The sequence below is a fragment of the Brucella sp. NBRC 14130 genome, assembly GCF_040371715.1.
In the GTDB taxonomy this organism is placed as follows: Bacteria; Pseudomonadota; Alphaproteobacteria; order Rhizobiales; family Rhizobiaceae; genus Brucella; species Brucella intermedia.
Genome location: NZ_BAABTE010000005.1, coordinates 308,868 through 325,924, shown reverse-complemented (window position 1 = coordinate 325,924; position 17,057 = coordinate 308,868). Strand labels below are relative to the sequence as shown.

Genomic DNA, 17,057 nt, shown 5'->3' with positions numbered 1-17,057 from the left:
ACCTCCTACCGCCGTTCGCGTTCACGATCAGGGGAAAAGAGAAGCGGGATTGGGCGATGACGTGGCTGCAAAGCATTATGCTAGTTTCCCAGCCGCTCAATGAGGTCCTTGGCGTGGACCTGATCGGACTTGTAGTTGCCGGTCAGCATATACATCACGATGTTCACACCGCCGCGAATGGCATAGATGCGCTGCATCGGGTCGTTCGGCACGGTCGGCAGAAGCGGATTGCCTTGCTCGTCCACGGCCCATGCACCTGCGAAATCATTGGCGGTGATCATGATCGGCGTCACGCCGTCGCCGGTGCGCACGGGGCGCTCGCGGGGCGAGGCATTCGGTGTCGAGGCCTCGACCCACAACGGGCTGCCTTCATAGCGACCGGGGAAATCCGGCATGATGAAGAAGGATTTGGTCAGCACATGATCGTCGGGCACGGGTTCCAGTGGCGGAACATTCATGCCGTCGAGAATGGCGCGCAGGCGCTGGTTGGCGGGTGAGGCGGACGCATCGAGGCTGGCTCCGGCCTGCAACTGGTCGCGCGTGTCGAAAAGCACGGTGCCGCCCTGCTGCATATAGGCATCGACCCTGGCAATCGCTTCCGGGCTTGGCATCGGCGCTTGCGGGTCTATAGGCCAGTAGATCAGCGGATAAAAGGCCAGCTCATCCTTGGCGGGATCGACGCCGACAGGGTCGCCCGGTTCAAGCGCGGTCTTGTCCATCAGCGCGAAGCTTAAACCGCGCAGCCCGGCCTTGCTGATGTCGTCGGTCTGGGCGCTGCCGGTGATGACATAGGCAAGATGCGTCTGCGAGACCGAGTTGACTATCGCCTCGTCTCCCGGCTTGCTGTCGTCATGCACCTGTTGCTGTGTCTTGGACTGGGATTGAGATTGAGATGGGGATGGGGTCTGGGCTTGTGCTTCGCCCATTCCGGACGGAAGAAGGTTGAAGGCAAGCGAACCAGCCAGCAGCACGGCGATGCCTGCGGCCTTGGCGCGCACTTTCATGCGGCGACGGAAGGCACCGCGCAGCCACAGCATCAAAAGCGTATCGAGTGCGAGAAGCATTGCGGCGACCGCAAAGAACGGTCCCGCCAGTGAAATCGACTGGTCGGACGTGTAGGAAGCGGGCACTATTCCGACGGAAAATGCGGGTTGTGCAATCGGTTGCAGCTTGATGTCGGCACCTTCAAAGATGTTGAGCGCTTTCAATCCGTCCTCATTGCCATAGAAACCGGGCGGCGTGTTGATGCTGACGCTCGCCTGCCTGTTCTTCTCGACGATCAGCGGCTTGGCTTCGGATGTGGGCGGGGTCAGCGCGCCGGAAGCCGACAGGAGCTGGTATGGCGGAAGCGAGACCGAGGCCTGCGTGTCCTGCGCGCCGGTCCTCTGTGACAGCGAGACGATGCGGCGCAGCATTTCCACGAACGAACCCGAAATGGGCAGGCTCGACCAGCTTGCATCGGGCGAGATGTGGAACAGGACGATATTGCCGCGCCCGCGCTGTTCACCGGTTACAAGCGGCGTTCCATCCTGAAGAACGGCGTAAGCCTTATCGTTGAGATCGAATGACGGTTCGGCAAGGACCTGTCTTGTGACGGTCACGTCATCGGGAACGGCAAGACCGGCAAAAGGCCCCTTGTCAGGGAAAGCGCGTAATTTCTGCGGCTCCGACCAGGACAGCGTGCCGCCCAGTGCGCGTTCGCCCTTGCGCAGTTTCACTGGCAGAAGCGGGTCGTTATCGCTGGCGCCGGCAAGGCGCGGGCCTGCGAACCGCACCAGCGTGCCGCCATCCTCGATCCATTTGGAAAGCTGTTCGGTGACCGGCTGCGGCAGCGTGCCGATATCGGCCATGATGAGGATCGACGGCTTTGCATCCAGCACTTCCGGCACGGATTGCAGCAAGTCCGCCGAGCGTGGCTCGATCAGATTGACATAGGGCGAAAGCGCCCGGGAAATATAGTGCAGCGGCGAGAGCAGCGGCTGCGCCAGATCACCGTCGCCGCTGGCGATCAGGCCGACAGTGCGCCGTTCCGATCCCGCATCGATCAGCCTTGTCGCGCCTGCCTGTTCGATGCCATCGACACGGATCAGGCGGAAATCGTTGCGAAGCTCCACCGGCAGGTTGAAACGCGCCGTGCCTTCCGCGCTTCCAGGCGTGAAGGAAAGCGGCGCTTCGGCGATGCGGCGTCCCTTGTCGTCATAGGCGGCTGCGGTGAGCGTGCGCGGAGCCGATACGCCTTGCGGGCGGATGGCGATCGCTTCCAGACTGTCAGCCTTGTTGTCGATGCCGGTCAGCGCGAAAATGCGGCTGAGGCCCGCACCATACCAGAGAACGGAGGCGAGATGGCCGGACTTGTCCAGTTCCGCGAAGGTTTGCGCATCGTTTGGCGTAGCCAGCCCGTCGCTCATGAAGGCAAGGCGAAGTTTTGCACCGGCAGGCACGGTTGATGAGAGCCGCTCCAGCGCTGCCTTGCGGTCGACGGGAATAGGGCGCGGTTCCAGCGCCTGCAGGCGTTCTGCGGCGCGCTTGCCGTCATAGGGGCCGATTTCCGCATTGGCCGGTTCCGCCGTGCCTGCGATATAGATCGGCGCGTCGTTGCCTTCCGCATCGGAAATGAGCTTTTCGGCGGCATTAACGCGCTGCTGCCAGTCCTCGGCGGAAGCCCAGCCATTATCGATGACGACGGCGAGCGGCTCATTGCCCGCAAGCGCCACGGGGCGCGGATTCCAGACCGGCGAGGCAAGCGCGAGAATGACGAGCGCGGCGATGAGCAGCCGCAGCAGCGTCATCCACCATGGGCTTTTCGACGGCACTTCCTCGCGCTTGAAGACCTGCGCCAGAATGCGTAGCGGCGGAAAGGTTTCTTCCTGCGGACGCGGCGGCGTCATGCGCAAAAGCCACCAGATGACCGGCAGGGCGATCAATCCTGCAAGGATGAGCGGCGAACCGAAGGCGAGCGGCAGGAAATTCATGTGCTGCTTCCCTTGGTGCTGCTCCCTGTTGCGCTCAGGGCATCGTGAAGACGCGCCAGCGCCTCGGCCGTCGGCCTGTCGGTGCGGTGAACCGTATAGCTCCAGTCAAGCCGCTTGCAGTAATCGATGAGGGTTTCGCGCCGCGCGGTGTAGAGGCGGCGATAGTCCTCCGCATAGGTTTCGGCCCGACCGGCGACGAGCGTCGCGCCGGTTTCGGGATCGCGGAACTCGGTGCGGCCAGAATAGGGAAATGTCTCTTCCGCCGGATCGGCCACTTCCACCAGATGCGCGCGGACGCCGCGTCTGGCGAGGCGGTCGAGAAGATCGCTCAGTTCGTCGAATGGATGCAGGAAGTCTGAAACCAGCACGACTTCCGAAAAGCGGCGTATCTGGCCGATATCCGGCAGCGCCGAAGCGGGCGCGTCGTGCATCAGCGCAGCTGCAAGCCTCTCGGCACCATTGCGGGCCGAAAAGGGTTGGATCAGCTCCGGAAAGGCGATGCGTTCGCCCGAACGCGACAGAAGTTCGGCAAGCGCCAGCGTCAGCACCAGCGAACGCGCTTCCTTGGAAACCGGCGCCATCTGCGAGCGATAGAGCATCGAAGGCGAAAAATCGCACCACAGCCAGACAGTGTGAGCGGATTCCCATTCGCGGTCGCGGACATAGGTATGGTCGTCGCGGGCCGAGCGCCGCCAGTCGATGCGGGCGAGGGATTCGCCCTCGACATAGGGCCGGAACTGCCAGAAATTTTCACCCGGGCCGCGTTTGCGCCGTCCGTGCCAGCCATTCATGACGGTATTGACCACGCGCTGCGCTTCCACCAGCAGATCGGGGATAGCAGCGGCCCGCGCGCGGGCGCGGGCAAGCGTCTCCTTGCGATCTGCGGTGGAAACTTCTGCGCCGATCACCATCAGACAGCAGCCTTTACCAGATTGGCGATGACGTCACGAATATGCATGCCATCGGCGCGCGCGGCGAAATTAAGCGCCATGCGGTGCTGTAATACCGGCTCGGCCAGTGCCTTCACGTCGTCAACCGAGGGGGCGAGGCGGCCTTCATAAAGCGCGCGCGCCCTAGCACAGAGCATGAGCGCCTGACTGGCGCGGGGGCCGGGACCCCAGGCGATATGCTTCTTCGCATGGTCGTTGTCGGCGTCAGGTCTTGCGGAGCGCACCAGCTTGAGGATCGCTTCCACGACGCTTTCCGACACGGGCATGCGCCGCACTAGGGTCTGCATTTCGATCAGCCGCTCGGCATTGATGATCTCATAGGCCCTGGCTTCGGAAACGCCGGTCGTCTCCAAGAGAATGCGCCGTTCCGCATCCAGTTCGGGATAGAGAATGTCGACCTGCATCAGGAAGCGGTCGAGCTGGGCTTCCGGCAGCGGATAGGTGCCTTCCTGCTCCAGCGGGTTCTGCGTTGCCAGAACGTGGAATGGCGCTGGCAGGTCGTAGCGCTGGCCCGCGACCGTCACATGATATTCCTGCATGGCCTGCAAAAGGGCGGACTGCGTGCGGGGCGAGGCGCGGTTGATTTCATCGGCCATCAGGAGCTGCGCGAAGATCGGCCCCTTGAGATAGCGGAAGGAGCGCCGCCCGTCGGCATCCTGTTCCATGACTTCCGAGCCGATGATGTCGGAAGGCATCAGGTCGGGCGTGAACTGGATGCGCTGGCCGGAAAGGCCAAGCACGGTTCCAAGCGTTTCGACCAGCTTGGTCTTGGCGAGGCCCGGCACGCCGACGAGGAGCGCATGGCCACCGGCAAGCACGGCGACAAGGGTGCGCTCGATCACGTTTTCCTGACCGAAGATCACGGTGCCGACACTTGCCTTGATGCGGGCGATATCTGCGAGCGCCCGTTCGGCCTCCGCGACGATTTGTTCGGGATTGGCGGTTTCAGGCGTAACGGCAACGCTCATATGGACCTCGCAATGCTCTGGCGGAACTGCTTCTTAAATCGCTATATAATACTGACAAGCCGCGAAAGGGTGACTATTTCATGGCTTTGGGTCTATTTGCGCAGGAATAACCGAGTCGGATGATAAAAAGCACCCCTGAAGGCAAAGACGCGCCGCAAGAATCCATGCGGGACACCGGGACCGCCGGCGGGCTGGAAGCCCTGATCGCGCGCGCCCATGCCGATGCGCAGAGCGGTCCTTCGACCAGGGAGCGCGGAATCCCGCCGGTCGAGCGATGGAATCCGGAATTCTGCGGCGATCTCGACATGGAAATAAAGGCGGACGGCACATGGTTCTACATGGGCACGCCGATCGGCCGCAAACAGCTCGTCAGGCTGTTCTCGACCGTGCTGCGCAAGGATGAGGACGGAAAGACCTATCTGGTCACGCCGGTGGAAAAGGTCGGTATCCGCGTCGAGGACGCGCATTTCATTGCCGTCGAGATGGAGGTTTCCGGCGAAGGAGAGAGGCAGGCGCTCACCTTCCGCACCAATGTCGGCGATGTGGTGACAGCCGATGCGCAGCATCCCTTGCGCTTCGTGGTCGAGCCGGAAAGCGGCGGCCTCAAGCCTTATGTGCTCGTTCGCGGACGGCTGGAGGCGCTGATTGCCCGTTCGGTCATGTATGATCTGGTGGAGCTGGGCGAGGAAATCGAAATCGACGGGGTGCAGACATTTGCGGTCCGCTCCGGCGGCGTGGTCTTTCCGATCATGGCTTCCGATGCGCTGGAGGCAGCATTGCAATGAACGGCTTTCCTGACTTTTCCGCCGGTGATTTTGCCGAGCGGGTCCGGCAGTGGCACCCGGACCACGATGCGGTAACGGGCGATCATTCGCTCAATCCCGATTTCACGCAGGCCATGGTGACGTCGAAGATGCGCGACGCGGCCGTGCTGGTGCCGGTGGTGGATCGCGGATCGGAAGCCACGCTGCTTTTGACGCAGCGCACCGACACATTGCGCAAGCATTCGGGCCAGATCGCCTTTCCGGGCGGGGCAATCGACCCGGAAGACGGCACGGCGGAACGGGCGGCACTGCGCGAGGCCAATGAGGAAATCGGGCTTGCTGCGGATCGCGCCGAGATCATCGGCAATCTGCCGCGCTATCTCACCGGCAGCGGATTTTCGATCACGCCCATCCTCGCGGTGGTGAAAACGCCGTTCGACGTGCATCCCAACCCGGACGAAGTGGCCGATATTTTCGAGGTTCCGCTTTCCTTCCTGATGAATCCGCAGAACCACCGGCGGGAAAGCAGGATGTTCAACGGCAAGGAACGCTTTTATTACGCCATGCCCTATCACGAGCGATTCATCTGGGGGGCAACCGCCGGCATTATTCGCGGACTTTATGAAAGGCTCTACGTTTGAGTATCAATATTTCCGGGAAGGCGGACTGGCTTAAGACAAAGCCGTTGCAGGCCCTGTTCAAGGCGCTGAACCGTGATGGCGGCGAGGTGCGCGTCGTCGGCGGCGCAGTGCGCAACACGCTGCTTGGCACCGGGGTGAGTGACGTGGATCTGGCGACGACGCATGTGCCGGACGAGACCGTCAGGTTGGCGACCGAGGCCGGTTTCAAGCCGGTGCCGACCGGCATCGAGCACGGCACGATAACTGTTGTCGTACAGGGGCATCCGTTCGAGGTGACGACGCTGCGGCAGGACATCGAAACCAATGGCCGTCACGCCAAGGTTGCGTTTGGAACCGACTGGAAGGCCGACGCCGAGCGGCGCGACTTTACCATCAACGCGCTCTATGCGACCGCTGACGGCACGATCATCGATGATGTCGGCGGCCTTGCCGACATAGAGAGCCGGACGCTGCGCTTCATCGGCGATGCGGAACAGCGCATTCGCGAGGATTACCTGCGCATCCTGCGCTTCTTCCGCTTCTTCGCCTGGTACGGTTCAGGTCGGCCCGAGGCTGAAGGATTGCGCGCCAGCGCGCGGCTGAAGGACGGGCTTTCACAGCTTTCCGCCGAACGGGTCTGGTCGGAACTGAAGAAGCTTCTGTCTGCTCCTGATCCCTCGCGCGCGCTTTTGTGGATGCGCCAGGGCGGCGTGCTGAACCTCATTTTGCCGGAAAGCGAGAAATGGGGCATCGACGCCATTCACGGCCTGGTGCGCACCGAGGCCGATCTTGGCTGGCAGGCCGATCCGCTGCTGCGGCTTGAAAGCATCATCCCGCCCGACAGCGTGCGGATGGAAGAGATGGGCAAGCGGCTGAAAATGTCCAATGCCGAAAGGGCGCGGCTCGAAGCCTGGGCGCGCGCCGATGCAGTCAAGCCGGAACTTTCCGAACAGGCGTTGAAGAAGACCATCTATCGCGGCAGCAAGCAGGCCGTGCTCGACCGCATTCGTCTGGCCTATGCCGCGGCGCGGGCCGAGGCCGCAGGCAGCGACGAAGCGATGGTCCGCGCCGGTGGTTTCGCCCGTCTTCTCGAAACTGCCGAACGTTACGATGCGCCGGTCTTTCCCGTCACGGGGGGCGATCTTCTGGCCCTTGGCATCCAGAAGGGGCCGGGACTGGGCGAGACCTTGCGGTCGCTTGAAACTTTCTGGATAGACTCCGGTTTTAGCCTTGACCGCACCGCGCTTCTGGACAAACTTGATCGTAGTTAGGGTGCTTCTGCCCTGACTATTCTTTTTACGGCATTTCCGAACACAAAACCGTGTCTCACTTTTGTTGGAAATGCCGCGAAAATGAACAGCTGACCTCTTGTCGGCAAATTTTCGCTATAGTTTCATTCATTTATGGCTGGGAAGTTTTCAGCGTCATTCTGAAAGAGCGTGAGATGTCCAATCCCGATACATTGATACAAGACAAGGCAGCGGCCGATCCGAAGCAGAAGTTTGGCACCGAGGGCATCGCCGCCATGGACCGGCCGAGCCGCATCACCCGTTTCTTCATGGGGATCGTATCCTGGGCCGAAGGTCTCAACCTGAAATATGCCAGGCTTGGCAATCCGCCGGTCTATGACAACGCGACCTTTCCGTGGGCTGCGGAGATCGAGAAGGAATGGCCGGCCATCCGCAAGGAACTGGACACGATTCTCCTGCGCCAGAGCGAACTGCCTTCCTTTCAGGACATTTCGACCGACGTGAAGACGATCTCGACCGACAATCGCTGGAAGACGTTCTTCCTGCTCGGTTTCGGCGTGAAGTCGCAACAGAACATCAGGGCCTGCCCGGAAACCTGGCGCATCGTCAACAAGATCCCGGGCCTCACGACGGCGATGTTCTCCATCTTCGAGCCGGGCAAGCACCTGCCGCCGCATCGCGGCCCTTATAATGGCGTGCTGCGCCTGCATCTCGGCCTCATCGTGCCGGAGCCGAACGACAAGCTTGCCATCCGCGTGGACAAACAGGTCTGTCACTGGCAGGAAGGCAAGGTGCTGATTTTCGACGATGCCTATGAGCATGAGGCATGGAACCACACGGACAAGACGCGGGTCGTGCTGTTCGTCGATTTCGTGAAGCCGCTGAAGTTCCCGGCCCGGTTCGTCAACTGGTGCCTGATGAATCTCGCCATCTTCACGCCCTTCATCAAGGAAGGGCTCGATAACCACAATGAGTGGGAAAAGAAGTTCTACGCGGAAGCCGAAAAGCTTCGCAACCAGCCCAATACCAAGTCTCGTTGAGTCCAGCTCATCGAGAATTGGTTAAGCCCGTGCGGCGATCGAGCATTTTCAGGGCGCGATGCGTCGGCATGCTGGTGCCTGCCATGGAGCCCGAACGGTTTGACACCGGCGCGCGGCGCTTATAAATGAGCAGGAGGGGCTATTGCCCTCCTGTCCTTTGGGCCTCTGGAAGAGGAATTGTTGATGCTGGAGATTGTCGGAAACCTTTGAGCGTTCCGGACGAAACTGCAAGTAGCGGGTGCTGAAAGCGCCTGACATGCAGGTCCAGGAGCGGAAACGGCATTGGCCGTGGATGGTTCACCATCCGCGAAGGCTGATGCTTGTCATGGTTTCCATCCAGGCATTAACGACAATGAATATCTCTCGCATGGAACAGCGCGTGTTGCACGTGCTGGCGCAGGGCGGCTACATCCGCCATCTGCGCGAAGACGGACGCATCTGCGATATCGAATGCTATACCCGGGAAGGCTATCTGCTTTCCGACTGCACGATGGCGATTTTTCAGCAATTGCGCCGCAAGCGGCTGATCGAATCGCGCATGGGCAGTCCTTATCGCATCTCCTTGAAGGGCCGCGAGAATGTCCGCGCCCAGGCAAACAACCGGTGAAGGAGAGGGACATGCTTATTCGCAACGAAACGCCCGAAGATGCCGCAGAAATCCGTCGCCTGACGGATGAGGCATTCCGCAACGCTGCCCATAGCAGCGAGAAGGAAGGGAAAATCATCGATGTGCTGCGCGCCGCAGATGCGCTCACCCTGTCGCTGGTTGCGGAAGAGGACGGGCAGGTTCTGGGGCACGTCGCTTTCTCGCCGGTTCTGGTCGGCGGCGAGGACAGGGGCTGGCACGGGCTTGGTCCCGTTTCGGTCCGCCCGGACCGGCAGGGCGAGGGGATTGGCGGCAAGCTTATCCGCGAGGGCCTTGCGCGGTTGCGCAGCCTCGGCGCTGAAGGCTGCGTCCTTCTGGGTGATCCCGGCTATTACGGGCGTTTCGGCTTCAAGGCCGATGAGCGGCTGAAACTGCCGGGCGTGCCGACGGAACATTTCCAGTGTCTGGCCTTCGGGCCGGACATTCCGGAAGGCGACGTCGCCTATCATTCCGCATTTGCAATATGATTGAAGGGCCGGGAAACCGGCCCTTTTTCAATGCCTCACGGCCACTTCACCACGGGCGGCATGGAAGACAGGATGGAATTCACATTGCCGCCGGTCTTGAGGCCGAAGATCGTGCCGCGATCATAAAGCAGGTTGAACTCGACATAGCGGCCACGGCGGATGAGCTGTTCGTTGCGGTCCGCGTCGGTCCAGTCCTTGTTGAAGTTCTGGCGGACCAGATGCGGATACACGACCGAAAAGCCGCGTCCCACATCGCGCGTATAGGCAAAATCCGCATCCCAGCCGCCTTTTTCTTCCGGCGAATGCAGCCAGTCGTAGAAGATGCCGCCAATGCCGCGCGGCTCGTTGCGATGCGGCAGGAAGAAATATTCGTCGCACCATTCCTTCACGCGCTGGTAGTCGACAATTTCCTTGTGCTTGTCGCAGATGAAGCGGAAGGCCTTGTGGAAGGCAAGCGTGTCCGGATCGTCCTGCGTGCGGCGGCGGTCGAGCACCGGCGTCAGGTCGGCGCCGCCGCCGAACCACTGGCGCGTGGTCACCACCATGCGGGTGTTCATGTGGACGGCAGGCACATTCGGGTTTTGCGGATGCGCGATCAGCGAAATGCCGCTTGCCCAGTAACGCGGGTCTTCCTCGGCGCCCGGAATCTGCTTGCGGAACTCCGGCGAGAACTCGCCATAGACCGTCGAGACATGGACGCCGACCTTTTCGAAGACGCGGCCATGCATGATCGACATGACCCCGCCGCCGCCGCGGCCTTCATCCTTCTGCCATGGCGTGCGGACGAAGCGTCCGGGTTCGCGATCCGAAAGCGGGCCCTGCAATTCATCTTCAAGTTGTTCATAGCTTGCGCAGATACGGTCGCGCAGTTCCTCGAACCAGCGCTGTGCCGCCTGCTTCTTCTCTTCGATGTCTGCCGGGATGATGGCCGGAATCTCGTCGCGTTGCATTTTCGTGTCCTTCCGGCGCGGCCTGGTGGTGTTTGAAGACCTCGCGCAGCCAGGGTTGGAGCGCATCCCGAAAAGTGCGTGACGTTTTCGGACAAGATGCGCGGTTCAAAATGAATATCTAGAGCGCCGATCCGATTCAGTCAGATCGAAGCGCGCTCTAAATGGATGAACTATTATTGCTTGGCTTAGCAAAGTCCGCCTTCACCGCAAAGCGTGAAGCGCGTGATCGCAAGACAGTACCGGCCCTCTCCCCAAGAAAAGACTCGTCTTTGGGGTATCGCTAACCTATCTTTCTCTACTCAGGGTTTGAAAGGCATTCATTTCCGGGTTCGCCGGGAGGCAAACGCATGGCAGCAACACCGCCCCGTCCACCGCTTGAAGGCCTGCGCAGGCAGCTTGAGAAAAGCCGCGCCCAGAAAAGCGCCAAGCAAAGCACGAAAAGCCGGATGCCGCGCGATGGTTTCGTCCGCGAGACGTTCACCCTGCCGAGGCTGGCGGCGCGCGAAAAGGCGCGCGAGTGGTTCGAAACATTCCCGAAAGCCGCCTACTGGACCGAGATCGAAAGCTGGTGCGAGCGGCCGGACGACGTGATCGAGTTTACCATGCGCCGTCTGGCGACCGCAGATTGAGCAGCGCTTCAATCGCGGCGGTCAAGCCATTGAAACGCGATTCAGATTAGCAGGCAGAAAAGGCGCCCCGGAAGGCGCCTTCGCTTTTTGAATCGTTATTACGTTACGGCTTGGAGTTTCGATCCGATCGGATCGGATTGCGCTTCATCCGAAAGCCGTTTCACACTTTCGGAATGCGGTCTACTGGCCTGCCGTCTGCGGGGCCTTTTCCCATGCGTTCCAGTTCTGGATGATGCTTTCGGCATAGGCCTTGCCGACGCGATAGGCGTTGGTCGTGGCAAGCGGGAAGCCGCCGGAATTCGCGGCCAGCGATTCCGCCGCCGTCTGGTCCTTGCCCTGGCGGTCGAAATTCGACGCGGTGCGCAGCAGCGCGATGCGGTCGAAATCGAGCTTGCCAGCTTCGGCGGCGCGCTTCAGCGCGGTCAGCGTGGCGTTGTCTTCCATCTGCGAGGTGCAATAGTCGGCCTTGCCGTCGGTCAGAAGCTTCGACCATTCGGCCATGGCTTCGCCGAGCTTTGCGCCGTGCCAGTAGGTATCGCCCGAAGCCGTATCGCAGATCGTGACCTTTGGCGCGCCGGTCGCAGCCTCTTCCGTGTAATGCTTGCGATATTCCTTCGCCGCGTCGCTATCCAGAAGTTCGACGCCTCTGGTCGTTGCCAGAGCATAATCGGCAAGCTTGCCGTTCAGCTCGAAGACTTCCGTGCCTGCGGCCCATTTAGGCTTTTCGCCGGGCTTTGCCGCGCCGAGGCCGAAGAAGTCCGTGGGCGAGCCTTCCGGCGCTTCCCGAATGTCGATGCGGTGGTTCAGATTGGCGTCGACCGAATATTTCGCCCAGTGCGCCGATCCGAGCGTGCCGTGCTTCGGATCGACCCCGGCGATGCCCGCGATCACGAAATAGGTGTGGCTCAGATCGAACCTGTCGCTCAGCGCCATGGCTGCCGTCGCGCTTGCGGCATTGGCGAAGCCCATGGCCGTCGTCATGTGGCACAGGCCTTCGGCGGTGCAGTCGACCGTCGGATATTCGGGGTTGAGGCCCGGCAGCTTGATCTTCTGGGTGAACTTTTCGCCTTCAAGCCATGGCTTGGCCTCCTCGCCGAACATGGTGATGACCATCACCTTCGGTGCGATGGGGGTAGCTTCCTTGGCGAAGGCCGGGGCGCTTGCGAGCAGGGACAGGGTGGAAGCGGCGAGAGCGAGGGTGGACAGGTTCATGGAAGAAGCGAGCCTTTCAGACCGGAGGGGGAGGTGCTGCCTTGCGAATCCGGTCATTTCGCGAGGTTTTTCCTTTGCCGCAGAGCTTCGCCTGCGGTCATCGCAACCGAAATCGCAAGATTTAGCGAGCGCGCGCCCGGCACCATGGGGATCAGAAGCCGAGCATCGGCGGCATCGTGCACGGTGTCGGGAACGCCCGACGACTCACGCCCGAAGAGCAGGATGTCATTTTCCTGAAACTGGTAATCCGTATAGGGAATCGCCGCCTTGGTGGAGAGCAACACGATGCGGCGTCCGGCCTGCCGGCGCCAGTCCTCGAAGTGGCGCCAGTCCGCATGGCGGGTGAGGGCGGCCTGCTCCAGATAATCCATGCCTGCACGCTTCAGCGAGCGGTCCGAAACATCGAATCCGGCAGGCTCGATCAGGTCGACCGCGAAGCCGAGGCAGGCGGCCATTCGCAGGATGGTTCCCGTATTGCCGGGAATGTCGGGCTGGTAAAGTGCGACGCGCAGTTCCATATGATGCGGGTAGCCGACAAATCGGGCGGCTGCAAGCGTCGAGAACGGTTCCCCCTCCCGCATCAACATATCCGTTGGCGAGGGAGTGTCCGCAGGATGGGGGGCGTTCCTGCATCACGAAAATATTCCTGTTTTGTTCCTATTCCGTCTTGGAAATCCTGCAAGGTGCCCGTAAAAGGATCGCCATGTTCAGATGGTTTGAAAAACGACTCGAAGCTTATCCCGAAGAACCGCCGCGCGAACCCCCGCGCGGACTGGTAGCCTTTTGCCTTTATTATACCCGCGGCGCATGGCCGTGGATCATCGGCATGGCGATCTTCACCACGCTCATCGCCGTGATCGAAGTGTCGCTCTTTGCCTTCATGGGCAACATTGTCGACTGGCTGTCGCACCAGTCGCGCGAGACTTTCCTCAGCAATGAGGGCTGGCGGCTTGCGCTGATTGCCGGCGTGGTCCTGATCGGCCTGCCGGGTGTGGTGCTGATCCATTCGCTGCTGATCCACCAGACATTGCTCGGCAATTATCCGATGCGCATTCGCTGGCTGATGCACCGTTACCTGATCCGCCAGTCGATGTCGTTCTTCCAGGACGAATTCGCCGGACGCATCTCCACCAAGCTGATGCAGACTGCTCTTGCCGTTCGCGAAACGGTGATGAAGCTTCTGGACGTGCTCAACTATGTCATCGTCTATTTCGCTGGCACGCTGTTCATTGCGGCGTCTGCGGATCTGGTTCTGATGGTCCCGTTTGCCGTCTGGCTGGTTGCCTACATCCTGCTGCTGCGCTTCTTCATTCCGCGCCTGCGGGTGGTTTCGGAACAGCAGGCCGATGCGCGCTCGCTGATGACGGGCCGCATCGTCGACAGCTACACCAACATCGCTACCGTGAAGCTTTTCTCGCATTCGAGCCGCGAGGAATCCTATGTGCGTGAAAGCCTCGACGGCTTCCTCGGCACCGTGCATCGGCAGATGCGGCTCATCACGATGTTCCATTTCACCCTCTATATGGCGAACTGCATCCTGCTGTTTGCGGTGGGCGCAATCGGCATCCAGCTCTGGATGAACGAAGCGATTACCGTGGGCGCCGTTGCCGTCGGCATCGGGCTGGTGCTGCGCCTCAACGGCATGTCGCAGTGGATCATGTGGGAAATGTCGGCCCTGTTCGAGAATATAGGCACGGTGGAAGACGGCATCACCACGATTGCGCGTTCCCATGAAGTTGTGGACGTTCCCAATGCGCCGGCGCTGCAGGTGACCAGAGGCGAGCTCGACTTCGACCGGATCGGCTTCCACTACGGCAAGGGCAAGGGTGTCATCGACAACCTCACCCTCACCATTCAGCCGGGCCAGAAAGTGGGACTGGTCGGACGCTCCGGCGCTGGTAAATCCACGCTGGTCAATCTGCTGCTGCGCTTCTACGATCTGGAGAAGGGCCGCATCCTGATCGACGGGCAGGACATTTCCAGGGTCACGCAGGATTCGCTGCGCGCCAATATCGGCATGGTGACGCAGGACACCTCGCTTCTGCATCGCTCTGTCCGCGAGAACATCATGTATGGGCGGCCGGATGCCACGGAGGAGATGCTCCAGCAGGCGATCCGTCTGGCGCAGGCCGACCAGTTCATTCCGCTGCTGACCGATCCCAAGGGGCGGCAGGGGCTGGATGCGCATGTCGGCGAACGCGGCGTCAAGCTTTCCGGCGGACAGCGCCAGCGCATCGCCATTGCGCGTGTGATGCTGAAGGACGCGCCGATCCTCATTCTGGACGAGGCCACATCGGCGCTCGATTCGGAGGTGGAGGCAGCCATTCAGGACAGCCTCAACACGCTGATGGAAGGCAAGACCGTGATCGCCATCGCGCACCGCCTTTCCACCATCGCGGCGCTGGACCGTCTCGTGGTGATGGACAAGGGGCGCATCGTGGAAGACGGCACGCATGAGGAACTTGTCGCGCTCGGCGGCATTTATGCAAGTCTATGGGCCCGCCAGTCCGGCGGCTTCCTCGGCTTCGATGAAAATACCGAGGATACGCTGGTCAAATAAGGACACAAGCCATTGATGAAAGCGGTTTACAGCCTGTTCGAACGTTGGGTCGATCCCTTTCGTGAACCGGACAGGCTGAGACCGCCTTCAACGACCCTCGGCTTTCTTTGGCATTATGCGCGACAGGCGAAATGGCCGCTGGCGGCTTCCCTTGCCGTCGGCGGATTGCTGCCGCTGGTCGAGGCAGGTCTGTTCTATTTCACCGGCAGGCTGGTCGATATTCTCGATCAGGCGGGCAAGGGCGGCGTCGAGCGAAGCTGGTCAGCGCTTTTGCAGGTGGCAGGGCCCGACCTGCTTTTCATGGGGATCACTGTCCTTGTGATCCGCCTCGTGGTGACGGCAATCAACACGCTGCTGGAAGACCAGACCTTGTCGCCGGGCTTCTACAACATGATCCGCTGGCAGGCGAATTCCTATGTTCTCCGCCAGTCCTACGCCTTCTTCCAGAATGATTTTGCCGGGCGCATTGCCACCAAGGTCTGGCAGGCAGGGCAGGCGGCAGGCGACCTCATCGAAAGCCTCATTCAGGTCGTCTGGTTCATGGCGATCTACAGTATCACAACGCTGTTTCTCGTCGGTCGGCTCGACTGGCGGCTGGCGGCGGCGGTAGTCCTGTGGATCATTGCTTTCGGCTTCATCGCCTGGCGTTATCTGCCACGCATCCGCAAGAATGCCGAGGCCTCTGCGGAGGCGGGATCGATGATCAATGGCCGCATCGTTGACAGCTATTCCAATATCCAGACGATCAAGCTCAATACTGCCGATGACGATGAGCGTTATCTGCGCGATGGTTTCGAGCGGTATCTCGGCGCAATTCTCCCGTTCATGCGTTCGCTCACCGGCGTCCGCGTTTCGCTCACGGCGCTCTCCGGCCTGATGATCGTGACGGTTGCGGCGATAGCCATCGATCTGTGGACACGCAATGCCATCACTGTCGGGCAGGTGTCGTTCACGCTCGGTCTGGTGCTGCGCCTCAACATGCTGCTTGGCCGTCTCATGATGCAGCTCAATGGCATGCTGCGCCAGCTCGGGCTGATCGAAAATTCCATGCGGCTGGTTTCCGCTCCGCTCGGTTTGGAAGACCGGCCCGATGCCAAACCGTTGCAGGTGACGGAGGCGCGCATCGATGTCCGCAACGTCACCTTTCACTATGGCAAGGCCGCGGGCGTTCTCGACAATATCAACCTGACTGTGCGCGGTGGTGAAAGGGTTGGTCTTGTCGGCCATTCCGGCGCGGGCAAGTCCACGCTCGTGAACCTCATCCTGCGTCTCTACGATGTGGAGAAGGGTTCTATCCTTGTCGATGGGCAGGATGTTCGCGATGTCACCCAGACCTCGCTGCGCCGGGCCGTTGCGGTCGTCAGTCAGGAGACCGCATTGCTGCACCGGTCGCTGCGCGACAATATCATGCTGGCGCGAGACGATGCGACCGACGAGGAACTGCTGCAGGCGGCGCGTCAGGCCGAGGCCGACGGGTTCATCGCCAATCTGGAGGATTTTCAGGGGCGGCGCTCTTTCGATGCCTTCGTGGGCGAGCGCGGCGTCAAGCTTTCCGGCGGGCAGCGGCAGCGCATCGCCATCGCGCGCGCCATCCTCAAGGACGCACCGATCCTGATCCTCGATGAAGCGACATCGGCGCTCGATTCGGAGGTGGAAGCTTCCATTCAGGAGAATCTGAAGCGCCTGATGGAGGGGAAGACGGTTATCGCGATCGCCCATCGGCTTTCCACCATCGCGGCGCTGGACAGGCTGGTGGTGATGGACCAGGGCCGCATCGTGGAGGAGGGGACGCATGACGAACTTATCGCCCGCGGCGGCATCTATGCGGGACTTTGGGCCCGCCAGTCGGGCGGGTTCATAGGGCGGAACAGGGAAAGTTGAAAGCTTTCGGCTGCTGCGTCCTTGCCGTGCTTTCCCTGAATTCAGCAGGCAAATCCGCCTGCGACATCGTGCCGTCATAAGGGGTTGGTGTCTGGACAAGCGTTTTTTACACGCATAAACCGGATAGTGAAATGGAGGGAATTTCGTC

General features: G+C 61.0%; 15 protein-coding genes. 9 read left to right on the top strand and 6 right to left on the bottom strand.

The genetic code is table 11. The features are described from left to right. Positions 1-80: 80 nt before the first annotated feature. Genes ABWW28_RS12660 through ABWW28_RS12650 form a run of 3 tightly spaced genes read right to left on the bottom strand, consistent with a single transcriptional unit; the run spans position 81 to position 4,890 of the window. Positions 81-2,972 (bottom strand): DUF4159 domain-containing protein, encoded by a 2,892-nt coding sequence (locus ABWW28_RS12660; RefSeq protein WP_021586984.1) that lies wholly within the window; start codon positions 2,970-2,972, stop codon positions 81-83. Then, entirely contained in the window at positions 2,969-3,883 is a 915-nt protein-coding gene (locus ABWW28_RS12655; protein WP_021586983.1) for a DUF58 domain-containing protein, read from the bottom strand. Before ABWW28_RS12655 ends, ABWW28_RS12660 begins: the two co-directional genes overlap by 4 nt. Then, the gene (locus ABWW28_RS12650; protein WP_006467351.1) at positions 3,883-4,890 is read right to left on the bottom strand and encodes an AAA family ATPase; all 1,008 of its coding nucleotides are present in this window, start codon (positions 4,888-4,890) and stop codon (positions 3,883-3,885) included. The genes ABWW28_RS12655 and ABWW28_RS12650 overlap by 1 nt, the downstream gene beginning before the upstream one ends. Before the next feature lie 119 nt (positions 4,891-5,009). Here ABWW28_RS12650 and ABWW28_RS12645 point away from each other — a divergent pair, with 119 nt between their 5' ends. The 6 genes from ABWW28_RS12645 to ABWW28_RS12620 all read left to right on the top strand — a co-directional run bounded on the left by ABWW28_RS12645 (position 5,010) and on the right by ABWW28_RS12620 (position 9,677). After that, positions 5,010-5,675: a DUF1285 domain-containing protein gene (locus ABWW28_RS12645; RefSeq protein WP_021586982.1), complete on the top strand. Its 666-nt coding sequence runs from the start codon at positions 5,010-5,012 to the stop codon at positions 5,673-5,675. Next, on the top strand, positions 5,672-6,295 hold the full coding sequence (locus ABWW28_RS12640) for a CoA pyrophosphatase (RefSeq protein WP_021586981.1): 624 nt from the start codon (positions 5,672-5,674) through the stop codon (positions 6,293-6,295). The genes ABWW28_RS12645 and ABWW28_RS12640 overlap by 4 nt, the downstream gene beginning before the upstream one ends. Further along, positions 6,292-7,545, top strand: a complete 1,254-nt coding sequence (locus ABWW28_RS12635; protein ID WP_151659067.1) for a CCA tRNA nucleotidyltransferase — start codon at positions 6,292-6,294, stop codon at positions 7,543-7,545. Before ABWW28_RS12640 ends, ABWW28_RS12635 begins: the two co-directional genes overlap by 4 nt. 173 nt (positions 7,546-7,718) lie before the next feature. Then, a complete protein-coding gene (gene olsC / locus ABWW28_RS12630) occupies positions 7,719-8,564 on the top strand; it encodes an ornithine lipid ester-linked acyl 2-hydroxylase OlsC (protein WP_151659068.1) in 846 nt (281 codons plus the stop codon). A 352-nt stretch (positions 8,565-8,916) separates the two neighbouring features. Beyond that, positions 8,917-9,171, top strand: coding sequence for a YjhX family toxin (locus tag ABWW28_RS12625; protein ID WP_006472724.1), 255 nt, complete (start codon positions 8,917-8,919; stop codon positions 9,169-9,171). Positions 9,172-9,182: 11 nt separating this feature from the next. Next, positions 9,183-9,677 carry a GNAT family N-acetyltransferase gene (locus ABWW28_RS12620; protein ID WP_151659069.1) on the top strand — a complete coding sequence of 165 codons (495 nt, stop codon included), beginning with the start codon at positions 9,183-9,185 and terminating at the stop codon, positions 9,675-9,677. A 35-nt stretch (positions 9,678-9,712) separates the two neighbouring features. On the opposite strand, the gene hemF is transcribed toward ABWW28_RS12620, so the two are convergent. Beyond that, positions 9,713-10,627, bottom strand: coding sequence for an oxygen-dependent coproporphyrinogen oxidase (gene hemF / locus ABWW28_RS12615; RefSeq protein ID WP_151659070.1), 915 nt, complete (start codon positions 10,625-10,627; stop codon positions 9,713-9,715). Positions 10,628-10,974: 347 nt separating this feature from the next. Between hemF and ABWW28_RS12610 the strand changes: the two genes are divergently transcribed. Continuing rightward, positions 10,975-11,256, top strand: coding sequence for a hypothetical protein (locus ABWW28_RS12610; protein ID WP_006467342.1), 282 nt, complete (start codon positions 10,975-10,977; stop codon positions 11,254-11,256). Between the two features lie 180 nt (positions 11,257-11,436). Here the strand turns inward: ABWW28_RS12610 and ABWW28_RS12605 are convergent, their stop codons facing one another. Further along, on the bottom strand, positions 11,437-12,468 hold the full coding sequence (locus tag ABWW28_RS12605) for a purine-nucleoside phosphorylase (protein WP_151659076.1): 1,032 nt from the start codon (positions 12,466-12,468) through the stop codon (positions 11,437-11,439). A gap of 53 nt (positions 12,469-12,521) precedes the next feature. Next, positions 12,522-12,986, bottom strand: a complete 465-nt coding sequence (locus ABWW28_RS12600; protein ID WP_151659077.1) for a tRNA (cytidine(34)-2'-O)-methyltransferase — start codon at positions 12,984-12,986, stop codon at positions 12,522-12,524. A gap of 185 nt (positions 12,987-13,171) precedes the next feature. Here ABWW28_RS12600 and ABWW28_RS12595 point away from each other — a divergent pair, with 185 nt between their 5' ends. Together ABWW28_RS12595 and ABWW28_RS12590 are read left to right on the top strand one after the other, a co-directional pair. Then, positions 13,172-15,028 carry an ABC transporter ATP-binding protein gene (locus tag ABWW28_RS12595; protein ID WP_006472727.1) on the top strand — a complete coding sequence of 619 codons (1,857 nt, stop codon included), beginning with the start codon at positions 13,172-13,174 and terminating at the stop codon, positions 15,026-15,028. A gap of 15 nt (positions 15,029-15,043) precedes the next feature. Continuing rightward, positions 15,044-16,909 carry an ABC transporter ATP-binding protein gene (locus tag ABWW28_RS12590; RefSeq protein WP_021586973.1) on the top strand — a complete coding sequence of 622 codons (1,866 nt, stop codon included), beginning with the start codon at positions 15,044-15,046 and terminating at the stop codon, positions 16,907-16,909. Positions 16,910-17,057 lie beyond the last annotated feature (148 nt).

Coding starts and splice junctions, on each gene's coding strand:
- ABWW28_RS12660 (WP_021586984.1), bottom strand. CDS start 2,972: ATGAATTTCCTGCCGCTCGCCTTCGGTTCGCCGCTCATCCTTGCAGGA.
- ABWW28_RS12655 (WP_021586983.1), bottom strand. CDS start 3,883: ATGGTGATCGGCGCAGAAGTTTCCACCGCAGATCGCAAGGAGACGCTT.
- ABWW28_RS12650 (WP_006467351.1), bottom strand. CDS start 4,890: ATGAGCGTTGCCGTTACGCCTGAAACCGCCAATCCCGAACAAATCGTC.
- ABWW28_RS12645 (WP_021586982.1), top strand. CDS start 5,010: ATGATAAAAAGCACCCCTGAAGGCAAAGACGCGCCGCAAGAATCCATG.
- ABWW28_RS12640 (WP_021586981.1), top strand. CDS start 5,672: ATGAACGGCTTTCCTGACTTTTCCGCCGGTGATTTTGCCGAGCGGGTC.
- olsC (WP_151659068.1), top strand. CDS start 7,719: ATGTCCAATCCCGATACATTGATACAAGACAAGGCAGCGGCCGATCCG.
- ABWW28_RS12625 (WP_006472724.1), top strand. CDS start 8,917: ATGAATATCTCTCGCATGGAACAGCGCGTGTTGCACGTGCTGGCGCAG.
- ABWW28_RS12620 (WP_151659069.1), top strand. CDS start 9,183: ATGCTTATTCGCAACGAAACGCCCGAAGATGCCGCAGAAATCCGTCGC.
- hemF (WP_151659070.1), bottom strand. CDS start 10,627: ATGCAACGCGACGAGATTCCGGCCATCATCCCGGCAGACATCGAAGAG.
- ABWW28_RS12610 (WP_006467342.1), top strand. CDS start 10,975: ATGGCAGCAACACCGCCCCGTCCACCGCTTGAAGGCCTGCGCAGGCAG.
- ABWW28_RS12605 (WP_151659076.1), bottom strand. CDS start 12,468: ATGAACCTGTCCACCCTCGCTCTCGCCGCTTCCACCCTGTCCCTGCTC.
- ABWW28_RS12600 (WP_151659077.1), bottom strand. CDS start 12,986: ATGGAACTGCGCGTCGCACTTTACCAGCCCGACATTCCCGGCAATACG.
- ABWW28_RS12595 (WP_006472727.1), top strand. CDS start 13,172: ATGTTCAGATGGTTTGAAAAACGACTCGAAGCTTATCCCGAAGAACCG.
- ABWW28_RS12590 (WP_021586973.1), top strand. CDS start 15,044: ATGAAAGCGGTTTACAGCCTGTTCGAACGTTGGGTCGATCCCTTTCGT.